This window comes from Bradyrhizobium sp. Leo78 (genome assembly GCF_059512425.1).
The window spans coordinates 26,363-49,281 of the sequence record NZ_JCAMOT010000017.1; the positions used below are offsets into that span (position 1 = coordinate 26,363).

Below are 22,919 nucleotides of genomic sequence, written 5' to 3' on the forward strand. Positions count from 1 at the left end.
CGCGCAAACGCTTCGCGTTTGTCGCGAGGGAAAACCGGTTTCCACCGGATCATGCTCTAGCACGAAGCTCCCGCGAAGCTATTCCGCGTTGGGAAAAAGCCGCCGGAACTGGTCGACGGTAACCGATCCATGGTTGACTTGTTGAGAACAAAAAGAGAACATAAGTGCTCGCCCCACATCCCGGAAACCGCCAGATGTCCTCTCTTCCCAGTGCCAGCAGCGAGGATATCGACGGCTTAGAAGCTGCCGTGGATGAGGCGATCGCGGCCTGCGGCGGGGATATGCGGGCCACCGTCCGCGCGCTGATCGTGGCCAATGACTATCTGGAAAACGAGGTCAGCGAGCTGATGAAGGCCGTCTCTCGCGCCCATGTCCGTGGTAGATTTAATACCTATTCGGGTTGATGGCTTCGGGCGCCGGTTGCAAGCCGGCCGCCTCCATATAGACCGTTGCCTCTCCTGAGTTTTCCTGTACCACGTTAATTGAGACGCCCACCGCCCGTACCACATTGCGGGCGAAGATCCTGCCCAAACGCTCAAGCAAGAAGCACATGTTCAAACGAATCCTGATCGCCAATCGCGGCGAGATCGCCTGCCGGATCATCAAGACTGCGCGCCGTATGGGGATTGAGACGGTCGCGGTCTACTCCGAGGCTGACCGCGATGCGCTGCATGTCGAGATGGCCGATGAGGCTGTGCTGATCGGCCCGCCGGCGGCGGCGGAGAGCTATCTGTTGATCGAGAAGATCGTCGAGGCCTGCCGCAAGACCGGCGCCGAGGCCGTCCATCCCGGCTACGGCTTCCTGTCCGAACGCGAGGCGTTTCCGCGCGCGCTGAAGGAGGCCGGCATCGTCTTTATCGGCCCCAATCCTGGTGCCATCGCCGCGATGGGCGACAAGATCGAGTCCAAGAAGGCGGCCGCGAAGGCAAAGGTCTCCACCGTGCCCGGCCATCTCGGCGTCATCGAGGACGGCAAGCATGCGGTGAGGATCGCCGACGAGATCGGCTATCCCGTGATGATCAAGGCTTCCGCCGGCGGCGGCGGCAAGGGCATGCGCATCGCGCATTCGAAGGCCGAGGTCGAGGAGGGCTTCAATCTCGCCAAGGCCGAAGCGAAATCCTCTTTCGGTGACGACCGCGTCTTCCTCGAAAAATTCATCGTCGATCCCCGCCACATCGAGATCCAGGTGCTCGGCGACAAGCACGGCAATGTGATCTATCTCGGCGAACGCGAGTGCTCGATCCAGCGCCGCAACCAGAAGGTCATCGAGGAGGCGCCGTCCCCGCTGCTCGACGAGACCACGCGCCGCAAGATGGGCGAGCAGGCGGTCGCGCTGGCGAAGGCGGTGAGCTACGACTCGGCCGGCACGGTCGAGTTCGTCGCCGGCCAGGACAAGAGCTTCTACTTCCTGGAGATGAACACGCGCCTGCAGGTCGAGCATCCCGTCACCGAGCTCGTCACCGGCATTGATCTGGTCGAGCAGATGATCCGTGTCGCCGCCGGCGAACAGCTCAGCCTTACGCAGAAGGACGTGACGCTGACGGGATGGGCGGTGGAATCGCGCGTCTATGCCGAAGACCCGTTCCGCAACTTCCTGCCGTCGATCGGGCGCCTGGTGAAATATCGTCCGCCGGCCGAGAAGAGCCAGGATGGCGTCACCGTCCGCAATGACACCGGCGTGCAGGAAGGCGGCGAGATCTCGATCCATTACGATCCGATGATCGCCAAGCTGATCACGCACGCGCCGTCGCGGGCGGCGGCGATCGAGGCGCAGTCGACCGCGCTGGACGCGTTCTATGTCGATGGCATCCGCCACAACATTCCGTTCCTGTCGGCGCTGATGAACCATCCGCGCTGGCGCGAGGGAAAGCTCTCGACCGGCTTCATCGCGGAGGAATATCCGAAGGGATTCTCGGCGCGGCCACCGGAAGGCGAGATTGCGCGACGGCTGGCGGCGGTGGCCGCGGCGATCGACCACGTGCTCGGCGAGCGCAAGAGGCAGATCTCGGGCCAGATGAATGGCCGCCTGGTGCAGCGGGAGCGGCGCCGCGCGGTGTGGCTCGAGCGTGATGAGATCGCGCTCGACGTCGCGCGCGAGGCCGACGGCATCGCGGTCCGCTTCATCGGCAGCGATGGGCTGCCGGGCAATCCGCACAATCTGGTCTCGAGCTGGGTGCCGGGCGAGCCGGTGTGGCAGGGCACGATCGATGGCCAGTTCGTGGCGATGCAGGTGCGCCCGATCAACAACGGCTTCCGCCTCGCGCATCAGGGCTTTGAGGTTCCGATCTATGTCTTCACCGAAGCCGAAGCGACGTCGGCGCGTCTGATGCCGGTGGTGTCGGCCGCCGATACCGGCAAGAAGCTGTTGTGCCCTATGCCGGGACTCGTGGTGTCGATCGCAGTCAGCGAGGGGCAGGAGGTCAAGGCCGGCGAGACGCTTGCGGTCGTCGAGGCCATGAAGATGCAGAACGTGCTGCGCGCCGAACGCGACGGTACGGTGAAGAAGGTCCACGCCGCTCCCGGCGCAACGCTGGCGGTCGACGCGCTGATCCTCGAATTCGCCTAGAGCATGATCCGGAACGTGGATACCGGTTCCGCGAAAGGGTCGTGCCCAAGCTGACATAGAGAGAGCTCCCATGACCTTCCGTGCGCGACGCGAAGCACTGCGTTCGATCCTTGCGGGCACCGGCTGCGTTCGGCCAGGTTCGGTCTACGATGCGACGTCGATCCGGATTGCCGAGGATCTCGGCTTCGAGGTCGGCATGTTCGGCGGCTCCGTCGCCTCACTCGCGGTGCTCGGCGATCCCGACATCGCACTGATCACGTTGACCGAGCTTGCCGAGCAGATGCGGCGGATGTCACGGGCCTCCGCTCTCCCTGTGCTTGTCGATGCCGACCACGGCTATGGCAATGCACTGAACGTCCGCCGCACGGTGCAGGAGCTTGAGGCCGCCGGCGCCGCCGGCCTCACCATCGAGGACACCTTGCTGCCGCAGGCGTTTGGCGAGGCCAAGACGCAACTGATTCCGCTCGATGAAGGCATCGGCAAGATGAAGGCGGCGCTCGACGGCCGCGGCGATCCATCGCTCGTCATCATTGGCCGCACCGGCGCGGTGTCGATCACCGGCCTTGACGATGCAATCGCGCGAGCTAAGGCCTATGAGGCCACCGGTGTCGATGCGTTGTTCTTCACCGGCATCAAGGTCAAGGCGGAGCTGGAAGCGATCTCCGCGGCAACGACACTGCCGATCGTGCTCGGCGGTGCGCCGGAGGAGATGGCTGCGCCGGATTATCTCGCGGGCCTGCGCGTGCGGATTGCGCTGCAAGGCCATGCGCCGTTCGCAGCGGCGACGCAGGCGGTCTATGAGACGCTGAAGGCGCTGCGCGAGGGCGCGTCGCCGAAAAGCCTGAAAGGGCTGCCATCCCCGGAACTGACCGGCCGTGCGATGCGCGAGGCTGAGACGAAAGCGCGCGGCAGCGAATTTCTCGGACTGAAGAAGTGAGCGACACGATCCGTCATGTCATGATCCGCGGTCGCGTCCAGGGCGTCGGCTACCGCGCCTGGGTCGAACACCAGGCGCACCTGCGGCGGCTCGATGGCTGGGTGCGCAACCGCCGGGACGGCAGCGTCGAAGCGGTGTTCGCCGGGCCCGAGGCGGTCGTGTCGGGAATGATCGCCGAGTGCCGGCGCGGGCCCACCGCAGCACGCGTCGATGCCGTGCAAGACGAGGCCGGCCGCCCCGATCTGCTCAACCTACGGGAGGCAGGGGAGGCTTTCTCGGTGCTGGCGACGGTGTAGGTGCGATCATGTGAGGCCGTGCGCGGCCCCGTGCTGAATCGTCTCCAGCAGTCGCGCTTCGGTTTCGCCGAACACCTCGGCAAAGGCCTGCCGGAGCGCCACGTCGACATCGGTGAGCGTCACCGGCAGGCCGAGATCGACCAGTGACGTGACGCCGTAGCGTGGGTCAACCACGCCGCAGGGCACGATCGCGGAGAAGTGCGCCAGATTCGGCTCGATGTTGATCGCGATGCCGTGAAAGGACACCCAGCGCTTCAGCCGGACCCCGATCGCGGCGATCTTGTCCTCGAATCCCGCTCCCTTGTCCGGCCGCTTGACCCAAACGCCGACGCGGTCCTCGCGGCGCTCGCCGCGGACATTGAAGGCGGCAAGGGTGCGGATGATCCATTCCTCCAGCGAGGCGACATAGGCGCGCACATCCGGCCGGCGCCGCTTCAGGTCCAGCATCACATAGGCCACTCGCTGGCCCGGGCCGTGATAAGTGATCTGACCGCCGCGCCCGGTCTGGAATATCGGGAAGCGCGCCTCCAGGAGGTCGCCGGCCTTGCCGCTGGTGCCGGACGTGTAGAGCGGGGGATGCTCCAGGAGCCAGACCAGTTCGGGCGCTTTCCCGGCGGCGATATCGACGACGCGTGATTCCATCGCGGCGACAGCGTCAGGGTAGGGCACCGGGGTATCCGAAATCCGCCATTCCACGGCTTCGCCGCCGTCTGGGTGCGCGAAAATCGTCAAATCAAGGTCTTGGCGGACATTAACCATTGGCTAACCATCACGTGGTCAGGTGGAACCACAATCTAATCCCGGTTTGGCGGTTCAAAAGTGCCTACCCTCGATAAAGTCAGTGTCGATCTCATGGTGGTGCTCGGCACCACTACCATGCCCATCCACCAGGTCATGCGGCTTTCCCGCGGTGCCATCATAGAACTGGATGCCACCGAGGCCGACGAGGTGAAGATCCTCGCCAACAACCTGCCGATCGCCAGCGGCGTGGTGCTGGTCGACCGCAACCGGATCGCGGTCGAGGTCAAGCAAATGCTGCCGAAATCCCCGGATGTTAGGTAGTTGATAGGCCACTTATCGGCTTGTCCCCCACCTTCCGATTTGTTACATCCCGCGCCGTCGATCCGGCGGCGCGCCCTTTAGGTTCCCTCCGGCATCCCAAGCGCTCGTGGCGGAATTGGTAGACGCGCTGCCTTGAGGTGGCAGTGAGTAAAATCGTGGGGGTTCGAGTCCCTCCGAGCGCACCAATGGTCTAACCATTGATATAAAAGGCGTTTTTTCCGTTCCTTGTTCCCGCATTGTTACTCGCAGCGAATGTTAGTACCAGCGAGTGTTCAGCGTCTCACGCGCTTTCGTGTGGCTCCTTATGAGTTGGTCACCTCCGGAGACACTCGCGTTGCAGCCTGTTGTCCAAGCCTTGTACCCAGTGTCTCTCGAAGAGAGTCCGGCGTTTGCTCCCGTGGTTCTCGTATCTCTATTTGAAGAAGATCCGGCGAGACAAAAGCACTGTTTCGTTGCGAGAGAGCTGCGCGTAGCTCAGCGTGGAAATCGGCCGGCTCTTCTCGCATTTGTAATCGCCACGAGCCCCGAGCAGCGTTCGATCAAGGACAATCGGGCAGGGTGCGGTTGGGCATATTGTGCGCCCCTGTTCTTCAGCGCGCGCACCGCCGGACGTCGATGCTGGCCTTTGCCGCCAGTATAGACTAGAGGCCAGAATGTTTGCGTCCTGGGTTCGAGTCGTCCCCGCTACCATCGAGATCTGTAAGAATAGCTTAGTCCCACACACTTCCTAGACGTGCGGGTCTCGGAATTTGTTCCGATACCGAGCGTACCTACCGTCGCGGAAAGGGACGCGATCGATCTGCGGCCCCTGCTGCGCGCTGCTCGCCATTTCGACCGGCAAGGCCGGCAGCTTCGCTGGCCTGCGCCGCGATTCAGCAGGTTGCGGTGCCCGGTCTTGCCGCATCAGGGCGGTCAGGGGCGATCCGGCGGAACGATGGCTGTGCGGGGACGCTCGTGCCGTCATAAAAATGTAATGGTGCCGACCTAGCTACCGTGCCGCAGATCGCTGCGTTTGTAAGGGGGCAGGGCGTTTGATGCGAGATGCGCTCGCAACCGCGCGCGTCCGCAGGGCATGTACCTGCCGGCCGCTCAGTCAAGGATTGGCGCTGATGCTCGCGCTGTCCCCGATCGGCGGGGCGATGGCGCGCGAGCGGCACATCAACTTTGATCTGGCCGCGCAGCCGCTCGGCAGCGCCTTGGTTGAATTCGCCAATCGGACAGGCATGACGGCGCTGATCGACGGCGAGTTGGCGAATGGGTTGCACTCGCCGCCCGTCAAAGGTCGTTTTTCTCCGACCGACGCCCTGCAGGTGCTCCTTGCCGGAACGGGCCTTGCGATCCGCTACGTCGGTGCCAACGCTTTCACCGTGGGCCCGCCGCCGCCGAATCCAACAGTCGGCACCCCGGGATCGCAATCGACGCATCGCTCTAACGAGAGTGCCTATTTTGCCGAGCTTCAGAATTCCGTCGAGCGCGCGTTGTGCCGTAATGACGACACGCGGCTTGGCACTTACCGCGCTGCATTTCAAGTGTGGATCGAAGAGAGCGGGCGGATACGGGCCCTGCATCTCCTTGGTTCGACCGGCAATGAAAGCCTCGACGCGGCGATCACGACGCGAATTACGAGTGACACCGTCGTGCCCCCGCCACGGGATTTGTCGCAACCGATCACGATAATCCTGCGCGCCGCGTCGTCGAATGGTGGTTGCTCTCGCTCCGCGGGGGCACGACCATGACCGGCGCGCGAGCACGAATGATGAAGGTTTTCGAAGCAAGCTATCAACGGTTTCGCGAACGTCTTCGCTGGAGGCTTGGCTCGGACGCGTTGGCGACCGAGGTGCTGCATGAAACCTGGCTGCGAATAGCGCGCATAGACGATATCGGCTTGGTGCAGCAGCCCGAGGCCTATCTGTTCCGGATGGCTCTCAATGTCGCCGCGGATCAAAGGGAGAAGGACAATCGGAAACTCACCGCTTCTGAGATCGAAGCGATTCGTCACACGATGGATGGCGCGCTTGATCCAGAGCGCATAGCTGAGGCGCGAGCGGAGCTTGCGATGCTCCGGGCTGCACTGGAAGAGCTGACGCCGCGCCGCAAAGCCATTCTGCTTCTCGCGCGGCTGGATAATGTGAAGCACGAGGAGATCGCAGAGCGGTTTGGCATTTCTCCCCGGATGGTCGAGAAGGAGCTCTTGAATGCGCTGCGGCATTGCTCCAATCGGCTTGAAAGAAAGCTGAATCGCAGGTTCAGTTCTGGTCCCCGAAAAGGGTCTTAGAAGTGCCATGCGCGAAGACGATCCGATCACACCGCCCGACATGCGGCCGACCATTAAACAAGAAGCACAGCAATGGCTGGTGCTCCTGACCTCCGGACGCGCCACCGTGGCCGATGCCGCGGCGTTGAAACGCTGGTGCGAGCGCAGCGAACTGCACGCTGAAGCCTTCGCGGAAGCGAACCTGCTCTGGGACAACATCGCATCGGCATCGCGACGTCCCCGGCGCGCGGTCTTCAACCGACGCACGATGTTGGCTGCCGCGGGGGCATCTGCGGCGGCTGCGGCACTCGGCTACCTTGTTGTGAAGCCGCCGCTTGATCTTTGGCCGTCGGCCTCCGAGTTGCGGGCGGACCTGCGGACCGCAATAGGCGAGCGACGTCGGATTGCGCTGCAATCGGGCGCCTCGATCGATCTCAACACGCGTACGAGCCTCAACATGCCACACGCGGCCGGTGAAGGGCCGCTGGAACTGGTGTCGGGTGAAGTGGCCATCGTCACAAGCAAGTCGCTCGATGCGCCGCTGACGATCACGGCAGCAGGCGGCCGCATCCGCGCTGTCGACGCGCATTTCAATGTACGCTGCGAAGGTGTGCGGGCGACCGTGACCTGCGAACGCGGCTCGGTGGCGATCGACTACTCCGGAAACTCCGTCACGCTGTATGAAGGCCGGCAGGTCGCCTATGCCCAAGGCGCTTTGGAGCCCGTTGTCGCGGCCGATGTTGGAGCCGTCCTGGCTTGGCGCGAAGGCCAGTTGGTGTTTCGTCAAACCCCACTTTCAGAAGTGATCGGCGAGGTCAACCGCTATCGGCCAGGGCACATCATGCTCATGAACGAAGCGCTTGGTCGGCGTCGCGTGGAAGTTCGGCTTACGCTCGACCGTATCGACGATCTCATTGCGCTTATCCAGGACGTTTATGGCGCGCGCATTACACAACTGCCCGGCGGTGTCGTCGTGGTGTCATAGAATACGCCGAATGCGTGTGCGACGAGAACATTCCCTCTCCTTCGAATTTTTTTCTCCGGCGCGGTTCAGTAACGCGCTGCTCGGCCGGTCTTACCGGGTGACATTGAGGGGATAGGCTCAAGACGCGTTTGTAGCGTGCATCCGACAGTTGGATGTCCGGGCGGCGTCGTCTGAACGGCATGTTCCCGACCGATTAAGAACCGTCGAGGAATGATCATGGCGTCGAGCAGTCGCAAGTCGCAGTTCACAATACGTCGTGCCAAGTTGTTTGCGACCGTCAGCGCTTTGGCTCTCATTGCGACTGTGCCGGGCGCAATGGCGCGGCCTCTTGGCGGACAACCATCGTCTCCCACGGCCGCTGCGGTCGCGGCCGCTCAGGCCGTCCAGCTCGAGGCTTCGCAGGCGGCGCGTGATGCGCAGAATGCCTTGAAGCGCGCGACACTTGCGGTGCAGGCCATGCAGGCAAGCCAGCAGGCCGCTCGCGATGCGGCGCGCGTCCAGCTCGGCGCCACGCCGGATATCGTGCCCAATGGCTTGCGGCCGGGCGGTCTTCAGGTGGCTCCGGGCGTGGCCACAAGGGCGAACCTGTGGCAGGGGGCGGAGCTCCCGACCGAGACCGTCAGTGGCGGCAACGCCAACGTCACGATCAAGCAATCGCAGCAGAAGGCCATCCTCGAGTGGAAGACCTTCAACGTCGGCGGCCGCACCCAGCTCTATTTCGACCAGCGCGCAGGCGGTTCAAATGCGTCGGATTGGATCGCGCTCAACCGCGTTCTCGATCCTTCGGAGGCACCGAGCAGAATCCTCGGCTCCATCAAGGCCGAAGGCCAAGTCTATATTATCAATCGGAACGGCATCATCTTCGGTGGCGCGAGCCAGGTGAATGTGGGGGCGCTCGTTGCTTCTTCGCTGGCCTTGTCCAATGAGCAGTTCCTGGCCGGTATCAACAAGCAGCTTTACGGTACCGACGCGAGCGGCAACACCTACGTCTACAAGCCCCAGTTCGGTTATCTGGAGCAACGGCAGCCGAACCAATTCGTCTCCGTCAACGACCCCAGTCAGGTTCCGGGTGCGGTGATCGGCGCGGCGCCGGGCAACGTGAGCGTTGAGGCCGGCGCTCGGATCGAGACCGCGAGCGCCGGCAAGGTCATGCTGTTCGCGCCGAAAGTGATCAATTCCGGTCAGATCTCCGCCCCGGATGGCCAAGTGATCATGGCTGCCGGTGAGCAGATCTATCTCTTGACCAGCCAAACGGGCGTGCGCGGTCTGGACGTCGCCGTATCGTCACCGATGCGCTGGCTGTTCGACTATTATGCGATGCAGGCCGCGACCAATCCGTTAGCTCCGACCAATGCCTTCACGCAGGATCTGCGCGACATCGTCTTCCCCGAAATGGCGGCGAGGGCGGCTTCGGTCGGCTACCGCGTCGCCAATGACGGTGTGATCCAAAGCGACCGCGGGAATATTACGATCATGGGTCGCGAGATCGTACAAGACGGCGGGCTTTTCACGACCACAAAGCTGAACAACCGTGATGGCTCGATCCGGCTGCTCGCCTGGGATCAAGGCATGATGGCGAACGGCAGCTCGTTCAGCGGTTCGCCCCTGCAATACTGGTCGACCGGAAGTCTGACCCTGGGCTCGAACAGCGTCACCCTGGCGACACCCGACCTGAGCGACGTCGAAGAGATCGAGCAGACATCGCTCAAGACACGTTATCAGCCCGGCCGCGTCGAGTTGCGCGGAAACCTGATTGATGTGAAGGCAGGCGCAAGCGTGATCGTTCCGGCGGGCAAGATCAGCATCGTGGCAAGCACCTCGCCGCTTTCGGGGGAAGAGCCGATATCCGGCGAGCCGACCGTTCGCGACGGCAGCCGCGTTTACATCGGCGAAAATGCCTACTTGAGCGTCGCGGGCCTGCAGGACATCGCGGTGTCGATGGACCGCAACTTCGTCGAGGCCCAGCTCTACATAAACGAGCTGCGCGATACGCCGCTCTATCGTGATTCCTGGTTGCGCGGCCTCAAAGTGATCGTGGATCGACGGCGATCGGGTGACTTCACCAGCGGGCCCATGGCCGAGGTCAATTGGATCGACGGCCAGCCCGGCCGTTGGGTAGGCACGCCTTTGGCCGACGTCTCATCCTGGGTCGGCGTGGGCAAGACTGATCTTGCCGAACTCTCCACCAAGGCCGGCTCGATCGTCATAAAATCCAGCGGTTCGATCATTACCCGCAAGGAGTCGTTGCTCGACGTCTCGGGTGGGTCGGTGCGCTATACGGATGGTTGGAACACGACCACCAAGCTGCGCGGCGCCGATGGACGAGTCTACAATATTGGCGACGCCTTGCCCGACCAGCTCTACACGGGGGTAGCGGGGGGCTTTACCCGTCGCCATGACCGGTGGGGTATCAGCGAAACATGGACTGACCCGCTCGGCAAGTCAGCGCGCACGTTCGAGAAGGGATACACCGAGGGGCGTGACGCCGGTGAGATTCAACTCTTTGCAGCCGAAGCACTCGTTCTCGAAGGTAGCTATTGGGGCGGCGTGGTTGTCGGCGAGCGCCAGGCGGCGCTCGGTAATCCAGCGAAGGCTGGTACGTTAAAGATTGGCGCCAACAGCGATCCGGCCCGGTTGTGGCTACCCGGCGAGCTCATCATCGCGAGCGATCCGGTTCGCTTGGCTGATGATTTCAACGTCTCGAGCGCGCTCGACACCATCTGGTACGATCCGAATTCGGCCAATCCGCATCGCGACAAAGCCACTTACCTTGACCCCGCCGTGCTCGCCCAGTCCGGCATGGGTTCCTTCGAGTTCTATGTCGCCAAGGGTTTCACGCTCGGTGAAGGCGAAGCGCTCGAACTCCTGCCCGGAGCCAAACTGAACGTTATCTCCAACGTGCCGAACAACCTGCCGACCACATTCACTATCGACGGGACGATCCGTATCGCCGGCGGCGATATCTGGTTCGTCGGCCAGCACAACACTTTCGGGGCAAATTCGCGGATCGACGTCAGCGGACAGTGGATCAATGAACTTTTGAACCCGGCAGCGTCGCTCTTTCGGAAGATCGATGGCGGTACGGTTCAGGTCGCCGGAGACTTCGAGCAAGGCGCTGTTATCGACGTTTCTGGCGGGGCAAAGCTCAGCGGTGGCAGCAAGCCCAGCATCACAGCCGGTGACGCGGGACGTATCAGGCTGGGAATTGCCGATGCCGATATGCTGTCGAATATCGATCTTCGCGGCTATGCGGCGGGCTCGGGCGGCGAACTGGAGCTCATCACGAGCTCCGATGTCGAATTGGGCGGCGCCGGCACAAATACCGCCGCTTTCCATCTGAACGATTCTCTTTTGGGTGATCGCGGCTTCCGCTCGCTGGCGATCACGACGCAAGGCACGATTACGGTTACCGAAGGGGCGAACATCGACCATCGCGTCTCCAATCTGGTGATCGATACTAAAAAGGCATTCGCTGCCGAAACGGGGACGTCCATCGCGGCTCTCGGAACGCTTGCCGTTCTGCCTGTCTACGAGCGGGTCGAACGCAAGCCCAATGCTCTCAGTCTGGCAGGCGGAACCAATGTCACCGTCGGTGCTGGCGCCGTCGTCAGGACTGACATCGGCGGCACCATTTCTCTTGCGACCTCCGAAACCGGCAGCCAGGTTGTGGTCAAGGGCACGCTGGATGCCCCTGCAGGAACGATCCAGCTTTCGGCGAACAACGGCGACGTTATGCTCGCTGATGGCGCCGAATTGCTGGCGCGTGGCGTATCGACGCTGGTCAAGAACGGAAACCTTCAACCTGTCGTCGACGTTCGTCCTGGCGGCTCCGTGGGCATCAAAGGCGTCATGGTGGACCTCGATGCCGGTTCGCTCATAGACGTCTCGGGCGCGAGCGGTATTGTCCAGGTTCCGATAGGGGGCCTCCAGCACAGCAACCTCGACTCCCGCATCGATAGCAACGGCGGTTCGATCTCGCTCACGCTGCAATGGGGTGTGATTGCAGGTCGTCTGGTCGCTAAGGCGGGCGGCCCTGGTGCGGTTAACGGCAAGATCTCGATAAACGCGGAGGTCTCGGGCGGCTTCAATCCGATCGAGGCGATCAAGAACGATGCGGGGCTCGGACAACTCGATCCCGACTGCTGGGGATACGCGGCCAACGGTGCGTGCGACTACAACCCGCTCGACGTGATCGGGTTCGACCTTGCGCGAATCGCCCGGGATTTGGGGATTCCAGCATCGGGCTCATGGCTCATTTCAAAGGAAATGATCGAAGCCGGAACCGGCGGAAACATCATCATCACCTCCGCGCCACCGGCAAGTGGTAGCGGTGTTGATCCGAGAAATTACGGCTGGACCGACGCGACCATTCAAGAACTCCGGGATACTGTCGGGACGGACTTGCTGGCGATTTTCCCGTCCACTGTGCAGGTTCGCAATGCGTACATTCGACCGGGTGTGCTGGCGTCGGGCTCTTTCGCCGACGTGTCGCTGACGACGGCAGCAAGCATCAAGCTCGACAACGCGGTCGTCAAAGCGGATCGTTCTCTTCAGATTTCGGCACCGCTCGTCAATCTCAACGGCGGCCGCTCCAGCCTGATCGCGCCATACATGTCATTGACTGGAACCGGACAGTCCAGCACTAGGCGCGAAGGCGGGCTCACATTGGTCGCATCCGTGATCGACGTGAACAGTGAGATGAATATCCGCGGCTTCGCGGAAACGGCCTTCGATACATCCGAGTTCCGGCTCAATGCACCGTTCGACGCCAGCATCCCGCCGCTCTCTGTTCTCGATGTCGATGGAGCGTTGGTTTTGAGAGCCGGGCAGGTCTATCCGGCGACGGGCACCAAGGCGACAATCAAAGCGTCCGATCGGATAACGGTCGACCGGAAGGACGTGGTCGCTCCGCCGTTGTCGGCCGGCGGCAGTTTGACTCTGGCGGCGCCTGTCATCGAACAGAATGGCGTGCTTCGAGCGCCGTTCGGGCAGATAACGCTGAAAGCAAGCGAGCGTCTGATCCTCGGTGCCGGCAGTGTGACATCGGTGTCGGGTGCTGGGCTCACCGTGCCATATGGAAGTCTGTCCAATGGAGAGAACTGGCTCGATCCGACCAAGCCAGGTGCGGTGGGCGCCGACGGTGTTCTGACCTCGCCTCCCGAGAAGCGGATTTCGCTTGAAGCCCCGGTTGTCGAGAGTCGGGCGGGGTCGGTCATCGACGTCCGCGGCGGCGGCGACCTCTACGCCCGTGAGTTCGTGCCTGGGCCCGGCGGTTCGCACGACATCCTGACGTCGGCCAAGGGCTATGCGGTGATCCCCGGTTTCAACGGCGCGGCACCGGGCGGCATGGTCGGTGATCGAGTCTGGCTTGCTGGCGGCAATGGTTTAGCGGCCGGTTGGTACACGCTGCTGCCGTCGAGCTACGCGGCGTTGCCCGGCGCTTATCTCGTCTCGCTCGTTTCCCCGGCGACGACCACGCCGCTGGCGAGGCCTGTGAGCCTTGCCGACGGATCGGTCATGATGAGCGGTCGGCGCGGCGATGCGTTGCTAGGCAGCGAGGACCAGCTCTCGTCAGTCTGGCGGGTGATGACGGGCACGCAGTTGCGCCGGTACACCGAGTACAACGAGGCCTTCGCCAACACCTTCTTCGCCTCCGATACATTCAAGCTCACACAATATCGCTTGACCGGGCTCAATGTGGTGACGCCGCGGCTGCCGCTGGATGGCGGCGCCGTCGTGTTCAAGGCGACGCAGCAACTGATCCTCGACGGCAGCCTGCAAGCGCAGACCCCGGAAGGGGGCCGCGGTTCTCTTATCGACATCGCCGGAACCAAGATTGCGATCGTTGGTGCAGGCGTTGATGGCTCGGATCTGCGCGCCGACGGTTACCTGGTCATCGATTCCGCGAGCCTGTCCAGGTTCGGCGCCGGAAGTCTGTTGATCGGCGGCACGCGCACAGGAGATCCTCTCGGCTTGCGTCTCGACGTGACCGCGAGCGACATCCTCGTCCGGAACGACTCCGGTTCGGCCCTCACCGGGCCGGAGATTATCCTTGCGGCGAGCGGGCTCGTCGACATCGGCGCCGGCAGCGTGATCAGGGCAGAGGGAACGGCGACGCGCGGCGCCGGCAATCTGATCATGAAGCCGCAGGTGGCGGCGCGCTACGAGGATCCCGACGGTTGGGACGACGGCAACCCGGCCGACGACGTCATGGTGGCGCCGTCCAAGGACTATGGCGCGCTGATCCGCGTGTCGAACGGTGATGTCGTCCAGGTGATCCGCGAGAGCGTGGACACGACGATCGGCGGCACGGTGCGGGTCGGCGAAGGCGTTCGCCTTACGGCTGACCGTGCGCTTCTGATCGATGCTACACAGACGACGGAGCTTGCCGGAAGCGCGGTGCTGTCGGCGGCCTCGCTGTCCGTCGCGTCGGGCCGGATCGGCTTCGGCGGCGGCACCAACGGCCTCGTCCTGTCTCTCGAATCCTTAAAGCAATTGAATCGCGCCGAGAGCCTGACGCTCCGCAGTTATACGACGCTCGATTTCTATTCCTCGTTCAACCTGAGCGGTGCCGGACTTGCCTCGGTGACCTTCGATGGCGCCGGCCTTGCGGGATATGGCGCCAACGACATCGAGGTGTCCGGCGGCTCGATCGCGCTCATCAACAGCGGTGGAGGAGCTGCGACTGCGGGCACTGGATCAGGCACGCTGACGCTGGCCGCGGACCAGCTCATTCTCGGGGCCGGAACGAAAACGATCTCCGGTTTCGATCATGTCGTGATGGCGGGACGTCGCCAGATCACAGGGCAGGGCAATGGCGGGATCGACACCGGCATGGCAGCGCTGACGATCGACACCCCCTTGCTGACCGGGCGCAGCGGCGCTGCGCAATCGTTGATCGCGGGCGGCATGCTACGGCTCGCGGGAGCCGGCACGGCATCGACGAGTCTCGAGGAGAGCCTCGGCACCCGGCTTACGCTCCGCGGCCAGACGATTGAGGTCGCGACCCGCATTGCCGCGCTCGGCGGCGCGGTCGAACTGACGGCCGGCGCAGGTGGCGTGACGTTGTCCAACGGTGCGGTGATCGATGTCGGCGGCTTCGCCAAGCAATTCTTCGACGTCAGCGCCTATGGCGATGCCGGACGCATCAGCCTGACCGCCGTCGACGGCGGCAATGTTGTCCTTGGCTCTGGCGCGATCTTGAATCTGGCTGCGCACCCTGGCGGTGGCAATGCCGGCAGTCTTGCGGCGACGGCATCTGGTGGCGGCACGGTTGTGCTCGATGGCGCGGTCGCCGCGCAGGCCGGAGCGAACGGCAAGGGCGGCACGTTCGTGCTCGACATCGCCGAGTTGCCGGATTTCGCGGCTTTCGCCGACCGCCTTAACGCGGCGGGCTTCACCCGCTCGCGCCAGTTCCGTATCCGATCCGGCGATGTCGTCGTTTCCGGCATGACCAAGGTCGAAGACTTCCAACTCGCGGCCGACCAGGGACGGGTGACGATCGCCGGTAGCGTTGATGCGCGCGCGACGTACGGCGGCAACATCTCGATTTCGGGCGGCAATGGCCTGGTGATGGAGAGCTCTGCTCATCTTCTTGCCGGTGCGACCGACGCCACACTTGGCTCTGGCCGAGTGACGCTTGAGGCGGCGCGCGGAAGGCTCGATGTTCGCGGAGGCACGATCGATGTCGCGGGCGGCGACGGCGGCAGGGTGCGCTTCCGGGCGTTGCAGAACGAAAACCACGATGGCATCGCGGTTGATGCTTTGGCAGCCCGCATCATCGGTGCCGGCTCGGCTGTGCTCGAGGGCGTGAGTGTCTACACCAGCGGCACCACCAGCGCGGTTCAGGTCCAGGCGGTTGACGATGCCCACACGTTCGGTACCCATGCTGGTGCCATCGCGGCTGCCTTAGAGCTCAGCTCACGCGGCATCGAGCTCATGTCCGGGATCGAGATTCGCAGCACCGGCGACCTGTTGATCGACCAGGACTGGAACCTGTTCGCCGACTTTGGAGCTTCACAGCGCGAGGGCACGTTGACGCTCCGCGCTGCCGGCAATCTGATCATCAACGGCAACCTCAGTGACGGCTTCGATCGGGCCGACCGGTCCGGGGTGTTGCAGGATGCCGCATCCTGGAATCTTCGGCTCGTCGCCGGGGCCGATCTCGGCTCGGCCTCGGCGATCACCACGATGCCGCTCGCCGGTCTCGGCAGCAATTCTGGCACGATCACGGTAGGTAACAGCAGCAGTGGCATACTGGTGCGCACCGGCACCGGCGATATCGATCTCCGCGCCGGGCGCAACCTCGACCTCGCTCACTATCAATCGGTCGTCTACACTGCGGGGCGCAAAGATACGACGACCTGGGACAACTTCACTGCGCCCTCTGCGGCGACCTACGGAATCGAGGGTGGACACCTTACGATTGCCGCGGGAGGCAGCATTTCGTCGGCGCTTCCGGCCAACCCGAAGGACAACCAGCTCTTCGTTGAATGGCTCAAGCACGTCGGCGGCACGGATCAAGACTATGTCTTCCGTCCGGGCGAGCAGAACTCCTGGTGGATTGACTACGCAAACTTTGCGCAAGGCGTTGGCGCGCTCGGTGGCGGCAATGTCTCGGTCTTCGCCGGAGGCGATCTCGATAATATTCTCGTGGCTCTCCCGACCAACGGTCGGGTGCGCGGCGGTCGCACGAGCGGCGAGGCCAAATCGTTGGAAATGCGCAATGGCGGTGCACTGACTGTCGACGTCGAAGGCGCGCTCCGCGCTGGCTACTACTATGTCGGCCGTGGCATAGGCACGGTCACCGCGGGTGAGACTGCGACCGGGCGATCCGTAACCATCAGCGGACGCGCCGCCGGAATCTACAACATCGCCCCTGTGTTCGCTCTCGGCGACGCCGAATTGAGTGTGCGCACGGCCGGCGATTTGATCGTCCAAACCGTGCTCGATCCGCTGATGCTGAGCGGTGACCCTCTGTTATTGGGCGGTATCGCTCGTCAGAGCGCGATCATGAGCGGCTATACAAACCGCACCGCTCTCAATCTGGTATCGATCGGCGGCGACGTTCGACTCGTCAATCAAGGTCAATTCCTGTCGAAGGACCTGAACCTCAGCTACGTTTTCGATGGAGATTCCGACTACGGTGCGATCGGTCTCTTCGCCACGAATCTCTATCCTGCGATCACGAACGTGCTCGCGCTGAATGGCGACATCGTCAACTTCGGGAGGCTCTACACCGCGCCAGGCACGCGTCCGGAGCTGCAGTTGCTCGCCGACCGGGACATCATCCTGGGCTCGATTACCCAAACGCGCGCCATTCCGGAGATGATGCCGTCTCCGTTCCAGCCTGTGGACGGCATCAACGGTGTCGTAATCAGTTTCGCGGGCTCGCCTTTCGACGACATATTCCAGAATCCGCGGCAAAGCGGAAGCAGCTTCCACTTCATGCTGCAGAATGCCATTTCTACCGACCGGGTCACTTACGGAGTTCACGGTCTCTTCCTGCAGAGCATTCGCAACCCCGCGGTGCTGCCCAACGCCGAGGACTATGAGCCGAGCCGCATCTACGCCCGTCGTGGGACCATCTCCAACGTGCTCTTGCGGAACGACGGCGATCCACTCTCGACGCAGGTCATGACCGCGGAGCAGACATGGTTCCGTGCCGGCACGGATATCCGCGACATCAACTATCAACTGCGCAATCTGCATGCGACTGACGTCTCGCTTCTGGAGGCCGGCAACGACATCATCGGCGGCACCATGCAAGTTCAAGGACCGGGGCTGATCACGCTGAGCACAGGCCGCGACGTCTACGGACAGGCTCTGTCCATTACCACGACCGGCAATCGCAGTTTCGACGGCAATAACCGGCCGGTCGTCGGCACCGACATCAGAGGGCTACCGGAGCAAGGCGCCTCGATCTCTGTGATGGCAGGCCTGCAGGACAAGCGGCCATCCTACGATGCTTTCATCGCTGCTTATCTCGATCCCTCGCGTGTCGCGGCCATGCCGGCCTATTTGACGACAACACTGCCCGACGGCACGTTGGTGCCGCTCTATCTCACCGATCGGAGCGAGGAGCGCGACGGCCAGCAGAAGCTGCTCAGATTTGGCCTCGTTTCTTTCATCGAAGAGAAGACCGGCGAGACCCTGTCGCCGCTCGACGCGTGGGCGCGCTTCCTAAGCCTGCCGGAACTGGTTCGCGATGCGTTCGTCTATCGCGTCTATATGCAGGAGCTGCGTGAGGCCGGCCGCGATCAATTGACGCCCGACAGCAAGGGCCGGCCGCTCAATGGTGGATACAACCGCGGCTACGCAGCGATCGCGGCGTTGTTCCCGGGCGAGGGCTGGAAGGGCGATGTGCTCGGCCAGTCGCTGACATTGCGCACCATGGCCGGCGGCGGCATCGAGGTGCTGGCTCCCGGCGGTGGATTGCAGGTTGCAGCACTGGGCGCAGCCATCGGGGACGGGCAAGGCCTCGTTGCGCTCGGGCCGGGCGATATCAGTGTCTTCGTGAAGAAAAGCGTCACGGTGAATCGGTCGCGTGTCCTGACGTTTGGCGGTGGAGACGAGACGCTATGGGCTACACTTGGCGATATCGATGCCGGTCGCGGCGCAAAGACGGCCCGCGTTCCTTCGGCGCCGGAGGTTGCCACTAGCGTTGATGCGGTTACCCGTGTCCAAGAGCGGGCGGATATTTCCGGTAGTGGCATCGGCACCATCATCGGTTTTGCTGGTGTGGTTCAAGGCGATGTCGACCTCGTTGCGCCCGAAGGCACGGTGAATGCAGGGGATGCGGGCATCCGGGTCGCGGGCAATCTCAATCTCGCGGCGCTGCATGTCCTGAACGTCGCCAATATCGAAGTCGGCGGCCAGTCCAAAGGCGTGCCGGTGATCGAGCCGCCGAATATCAGTGGACTGCCGGAAGCCGGAAACCAGGCCGGGGCCGCGGCCCGGCAGGCGGCGCCCCCGCAGCAGGGGGCCAACGAACCATCCTCCGTCATTATCGTCGAGTTCCTCGGATTCGGCGGCGGCGATGGCGAGGAAGAACGTCCTCGCAAGCGCGAGCAGCGCTCACAAAACCCCGATAGTCCGGTGCAGATCGTCGGCGCGGGTAATCTTGGCCCAGGCGCGCTGCAACGACTGACGGTGGAAGAACGCAAACGGGTCGTGCCGGCGAGTAGCGACGACGGACTTGTCCACTAAGACCATGCGGCCGGTGCGAACCGACTATGACGATCAAACTCGTTGCGTACACATACGTTCCTCAATTCATTCGACGACCACGGCGCGGCGCATGACTTTCTGCGCCTTCGCCTGGTCGACGCTGAACGCCAGCGTCCCGTAATGCGAGCCCCATGACCCCGATGCGTTCGGTGCGCGGGTGGCGAGGAAGAGGTCGACGACGTCCTGCGTGCTGTGACGCAGGAGCTCTGCACCCTGCAGGACGCGTGCGACCGCTTCGGTCATCGGACGGGCGACGAACTCCTCAACGGCTTCGCGAACCAGTGTTTCGGTATGAAGGACCAGCGCGTCGAAGCGGGCGTCCTGACCGAGCAGGGGACGGGTCTCGTCGAAGAGTGCCTGGATCGTGCGCGGGTCCTTGGCCATCGCCCGACGGACATCCATGCACATCATGTTCGCCGTGCCCTCCCAGACGCTGTTCAGCGGCGCTTCGCGGTAGAGACGCGCCATCGGATTTTCTTCGATGAAGCCGTTCCCACCATGACACTGGAGCGCTTCGTAGGCGATGGACGGGGCGCGCGAGCAATTGAAGAGTTTGGCCGCTGGCGTGGCTACGCGGGCGAGCAGCCGCTCGTGTTCGGAGGCCTTCATCTGGTCTGTCGCCTTTGCGACGCGCAGCGCCAGAAGCGTGGCAGCTTCGACTTCGACGGCCATGTCGGCCAGCACGTTGGTCATCATCGGTCGGTCCGCGATGGAGGTGCCGAACGCCCTACGGGTGGTGGTGTGCTGCAGGGCCAGCGTCAGCGACTGACGCATCAGACCGGCGGAGCCAATCGCGAAGTCCAAGCGGGTCAGGTGCGCGTGCGAAAGTATCTCGCGGATACCGTGGCCTTCCTCGCCGACGCGGATCGCCATGCTGCCGGCGTACTCGACTTCGCTGGAAGCGTTGCTCTTGTTGCCGGCCTTGTCCTTCAGACGCTGGACAAAGAAGTTGTTGTAGCTGCCGCCGGGCAGCGTACGCGGCAGGAAGAAGCAGGTCACGCCGCCATTGACCTTGGCGAGCGTGAAGAAGCCGTCGCTTTGCGGCACCGAGCAGAACCACTTGTGGCCGGTCAGTTCGTACCAGTGCGCCGTCTTGCCGTGATAATCCTCGGAGTGGGAGAAGCGAGCAGTCGTCTGTGTCTCGCGGAGATCGGAGCCGCCTTGCTTTTCGGTCATGGCGTAGCCGATCACGACCGAAGGCTTTTCGCTCACCTCGCGGCGGCTGAATTCGTATTCGGTCCCCTTGACCTTCTCCGCCCAGATCGCCAGCGCGGGCTCGGCCTCGAAGCCCGCGTACGAAGCGTAGGCCATGCCGGTCGGACAGGCGGTGCCTTGTTCGACCTGATTCCAGACGTAGGACAGCACGGCGCGGGCGTAGTGGCCGTTCTTCTGGTTGGTGCGCCAGGCGAGGTTCGGTACTTCATGCTTCCACGCCAGCGACATCAGTTCGTGCCAGCTCGGATGGAAGTCGACCCAGTCGATGCGGTTGCCGAACCGATCGTGGGTCTTCAGTTCGGGCAAGTGGCGGTTGGCGAGGCGGGAGAGCTCCTGCACATCCTCGTCGCCCGCGATCGCGCCGAGGGCCTCGCAGCGGTCCGCGGCCCAAGGAGCCTCGCGCTCGATCGCGGCGCGCAGCACGGCGTCGCCAGTAAAGGCGTTGAAGCCGGCGGCGGGCTTGGCTTGGTTTAGGACCTTGTGGGTGCCGTAACGGCTGGCGGGAGCCTCGAGTGCTTGGGTCATGGGACGCCTCCAATTCGTTCCTAGGTTCGTGGCTCGCTACGTTGGCGAGCATTCTCGAAACCGAACCGACCCTCAGGCAGAGTCGGAAAGCCCACAAGACTGAATCGATCGTTCAGTTTCATGTCGGCCAAAAACTGCTGATTTTGACGCTAAATTACATCATCTCTTTGACACCGATTGATTTCCAAATCAAGATGAAAATGAATTCGATTTCATCTTTGGTGACGAGATGGCGACTAGACAGGTCCGTTCCCTCGACAAGAAGACGCATATCCTGCGGGCCGCGCGCGGCGTCGTGATGGATGGCGGATTCCAGGAGCTTCAGATGAACGCGGTCGCGGCCGCAGCCGACGTCGCGGTCGGAACGATCTATCGATACTTCCCGTCACGTGCGGATCTCTGCGCCACCATCGTCAGCACGGTTTCGCAGCGCGAGGTCGACGTTCTATCGGGGATCGCCGTCGCGGAAGGAGAGCCGTCGCAGAAGGTGAGGGACGCGGTCCGCACCTTCGTGCTGCGAGCCGTGCGCGGCAAGCGCCTCGCCTACGGCCTTATCTTCGAGCCGATCGATCCGGAAGTGGAAAGCACGCGACTGAAGTATCGACTTGCCGTCGCGCGCGTCTTCGAGACCATTATCAAGGAAGGCCTCGCCGCCGACGAATTCCGCAAGGTCGACGTCAGGGTCGCCGCAACCTGCCTCGTCGGAGCCTTCATGGAAGGTCTGATCAGCGTTCTCGCGCCCGGAGCCAGCGGCGTCCCGGTGCAGACCGAAGAGTTCGCGGATTCCATCGCGGATCTATGCCTCGCCGCGGTCGCGAAGCCGGACAACCGCCTGCTCGAGCGAGAGCGTCCCGCGACCGGTGCGGTGGAAGCCGTCTCTCTGAAGAAGTCCTGAGCGGCCGAAGAGCGAGGGGCCGACGGGGGCTCCCGCGGCCATCGGCCGACTGCTTCGCCCGATCAATGGACGCGGTAACGCGTCGGTTCACTTGGAAAGGACAACACAGATGGGCAACATGAAGGTGCTTTCCCTCGCCAACATCAAGTCGGCGGTCTCGCTCGATGAGTGGCAGACCCGGATCGATCTCGCCGCCTGCTACCGATTGATGGCCGTCTTTGGAGTGACGGACCTGATCTACAACCACATCAGTGCACGCGTTCCGGGCGAGGAAGGAAGCTATCTCATCAACCCGTACGGGATGCTGTACGAAGAGATCACGGCGTCGAACCTCGTCAAGATCGACGTCGACGGCAACACGCTCCTGCAACCCGATCACGGCTACAACGTCAACGTCGCCGGCTTCTATCTGCACGCTCCCATCCACAGGGCGCGACCGGACCTTCACTGCATCATCCACACGCACACCCGCGCCGGCACCGCCGTCAGCGGTCTGAGCGAAGGCTTGCTCCCGTTGTCCCAGACCGCGATGCGCTTCCACGGTCGGGTCGGCTACCACGAATTCGAAGGACCGGCGATCAGCGGCGAGGAGTGCGATCGCGTCGTCCGCGATCTGGGCGAACACGACGTGCTCCTGCTGCGCAACCATGGGCTGCTCGCCTGTGGCCGGACGATCCCGCAGGCCTTCAACGCCATCTACTGGCTCGAGAACGCTTGCCGGATCCAGGTCGATCTTCTGGCCTGCAACCGGCCGGTCCATCAGCCATCTCCCGCCGCGATCGAGAACACGGTGACGTGCTTCTCCGGCAGCGAGATCACGCTGCTCAATGAAGCGAACACGAACCCCACGCTCAACGAAGGCGCGAGGCGGAATTCGGGCGGATACGGTTCGCTCGAATGGGCGGCCCTGCTGCGCAAACTCGACCGGCTCGATGCCTCGTTCCGGAGCTGATCG

The 22,919-nt window shown here is 63.2% G+C and carries 13 protein-coding genes and 1 tRNA gene; 12 read left to right on the forward strand and 2 right to left on the reverse strand.

Going from position 1 to position 22,919, the window contains the following annotated elements:
* Positions 1 to 194 precede the first annotated feature (194 nt).
* The 4 genes from AC5ZG1_RS21480 to AC5ZG1_RS21495 all read left to right on the forward strand — a co-directional run bounded on the left by AC5ZG1_RS21480 (position 195) and on the right by AC5ZG1_RS21495 (position 3,799).
* On the forward strand, positions 195 to 404 hold the full coding sequence (locus tag AC5ZG1_RS21480; protein ID WP_028164007.1) for a hypothetical protein: 210 nt from the start codon (positions 195 to 197) through the stop codon (positions 402 to 404).
* Between the two features lie 146 nt (positions 405 to 550).
* The gene (locus AC5ZG1_RS21485; protein WP_496134019.1) at positions 551 to 2,566 is read left to right on the forward strand and encodes an acetyl-CoA carboxylase biotin carboxylase subunit; all 2,016 of its coding nucleotides are present in this window, start codon (positions 551 to 553) and stop codon (positions 2,564 to 2,566) included.
* A 70-nt stretch (positions 2,567 to 2,636) separates the two neighbouring features.
* Complete coding sequence (locus tag AC5ZG1_RS21490) at positions 2,637 to 3,503, forward strand: isocitrate lyase/PEP mutase family protein (protein WP_456644213.1); 867 nt, start codon at positions 2,637 to 2,639, stop codon at positions 3,501 to 3,503.
* Complete coding sequence (locus AC5ZG1_RS21495) at positions 3,500 to 3,799, forward strand: acylphosphatase (protein ID WP_130226943.1); 300 nt, start codon at positions 3,500 to 3,502, stop codon at positions 3,797 to 3,799. Before AC5ZG1_RS21490 ends, AC5ZG1_RS21495 begins: the two co-directional genes overlap by 4 nt.
* Before the next feature lie 6 nt (positions 3,800 to 3,805).
* Here the strand turns inward: AC5ZG1_RS21495 and lipB are convergent, their stop codons facing one another.
* A complete protein-coding gene (gene lipB, locus AC5ZG1_RS21500) occupies positions 3,806 to 4,558 on the reverse strand; it encodes a lipoyl(octanoyl) transferase LipB (RefSeq protein ID WP_496134020.1) in 753 nt (250 codons plus the stop codon).
* 60 nt (positions 4,559 to 4,618) lie between these two features.
* Here lipB and AC5ZG1_RS21505 point away from each other — a divergent pair, with 60 nt between their 5' ends.
* From AC5ZG1_RS21505 to AC5ZG1_RS21530, 6 genes are all read left to right on the forward strand, one after another.
* A complete protein-coding gene (locus AC5ZG1_RS21505; RefSeq protein ID WP_028164002.1) occupies positions 4,619 to 4,861 on the forward strand; it encodes a FliM/FliN family flagellar motor switch protein in 243 nt (80 codons plus the stop codon).
* Positions 4,862 to 4,961: 100 nt separating this feature from the next.
* Positions 4,962 to 5,046, forward strand: a tRNA-Leu gene (locus tag AC5ZG1_RS21510).
* A gap of 924 nt (positions 5,047 to 5,970) precedes the next feature.
* Positions 5,971 to 6,597, forward strand: a complete 627-nt coding sequence (locus tag AC5ZG1_RS21515; protein WP_496134021.1) for a secretin and TonB N-terminal domain-containing protein — start codon at positions 5,971 to 5,973, stop codon at positions 6,595 to 6,597.
* Positions 6,598 to 6,614: 17 nt separating this feature from the next.
* Complete coding sequence (locus AC5ZG1_RS21520; protein WP_496134022.1) at positions 6,615 to 7,136, forward strand: RNA polymerase sigma factor; 522 nt, start codon at positions 6,615 to 6,617, stop codon at positions 7,134 to 7,136.
* Between the two features lie 7 nt (positions 7,137 to 7,143).
* Positions 7,144 to 8,100, forward strand: coding sequence for a FecR family protein (locus tag AC5ZG1_RS21525; protein WP_496134023.1), 957 nt, complete (start codon positions 7,144 to 7,146; stop codon positions 8,098 to 8,100).
* A 216-nt stretch (positions 8,101 to 8,316) separates the two neighbouring features.
* The gene (locus AC5ZG1_RS21530) at positions 8,317 to 19,308 is read left to right on the forward strand and encodes a filamentous hemagglutinin family protein (protein WP_496134024.1); all 10,992 of its coding nucleotides are present in this window, start codon (positions 8,317 to 8,319) and stop codon (positions 19,306 to 19,308) included.
* 66 nt (positions 19,309 to 19,374) lie between these two features.
* Here AC5ZG1_RS21530 and AC5ZG1_RS21535 read toward each other — a convergent pair whose 3' ends face one another.
* Positions 19,375 to 21,069 (reverse strand): acyl-CoA dehydrogenase family protein, encoded by a 1,695-nt coding sequence (locus AC5ZG1_RS21535; protein ID WP_496134025.1) that lies wholly within the window; start codon positions 21,067 to 21,069, stop codon positions 19,375 to 19,377.
* Between the two features lie 229 nt (positions 21,070 to 21,298).
* On the opposite strand from AC5ZG1_RS21535, the gene AC5ZG1_RS21540 reads away from it, so the two are divergent.
* Positions 21,299 to 21,964 carry a TetR/AcrR family transcriptional regulator gene (locus AC5ZG1_RS21540; protein ID WP_496134026.1) on the forward strand — a complete coding sequence of 222 codons (666 nt, stop codon included), beginning with the start codon at positions 21,299 to 21,301 and terminating at the stop codon, positions 21,962 to 21,964.
* 109 nt (positions 21,965 to 22,073) lie between these two features.
* Positions 22,074 to 22,916, forward strand: a complete 843-nt coding sequence (locus tag AC5ZG1_RS21545) for a class II aldolase/adducin family protein (protein ID WP_496134027.1) — start codon at positions 22,074 to 22,076, stop codon at positions 22,914 to 22,916.
* Positions 22,917 to 22,919 lie beyond the last annotated feature (3 nt).

Bases quoted from the DNA above. Each gene is read 5' to 3' on its own strand.
- AC5ZG1_RS21485 (WP_496134019.1), top strand. From the start codon at position 551: ATGTTCAAACGAATCCTGATCGCCAATCGCGGCGAGATCGCCTGCCGG.
- AC5ZG1_RS21535 (WP_496134025.1), bottom strand. From the start codon at position 21,069: ATGACCCAAGCACTCGAGGCTCCCGCCAGCCGTTACGGCACCCACAAG.
- AC5ZG1_RS21520 (WP_496134022.1), top strand. From the start codon at position 6,615: ATGATGAAGGTTTTCGAAGCAAGCTATCAACGGTTTCGCGAACGTCTT.
- AC5ZG1_RS21540 (WP_496134026.1), top strand. From the start codon at position 21,299: ATGGCGACTAGACAGGTCCGTTCCCTCGACAAGAAGACGCATATCCTG.
- AC5ZG1_RS21525 (WP_496134023.1), top strand. From the start codon at position 7,144: ATGCGCGAAGACGATCCGATCACACCGCCCGACATGCGGCCGACCATT.
- AC5ZG1_RS21490 (WP_456644213.1), top strand. From the start codon at position 2,637: ATGACCTTCCGTGCGCGACGCGAAGCACTGCGTTCGATCCTTGCGGGC.
- AC5ZG1_RS21515 (WP_496134021.1), top strand. From the start codon at position 5,971: ATGCTCGCGCTGTCCCCGATCGGCGGGGCGATGGCGCGCGAGCGGCAC.
- AC5ZG1_RS21480 (WP_028164007.1), top strand. From the start codon at position 195: ATGTCCTCTCTTCCCAGTGCCAGCAGCGAGGATATCGACGGCTTAGAA.
- AC5ZG1_RS21545 (WP_496134027.1), top strand. From the start codon at position 22,074: ATGGGCAACATGAAGGTGCTTTCCCTCGCCAACATCAAGTCGGCGGTC.
- AC5ZG1_RS21530 (WP_496134024.1), top strand. From the start codon at position 8,317: ATGGCGTCGAGCAGTCGCAAGTCGCAGTTCACAATACGTCGTGCCAAG.
- lipB (WP_496134020.1), bottom strand. From the start codon at position 4,558: ATGGTTAATGTCCGCCAAGACCTTGATTTGACGATTTTCGCGCACCCA.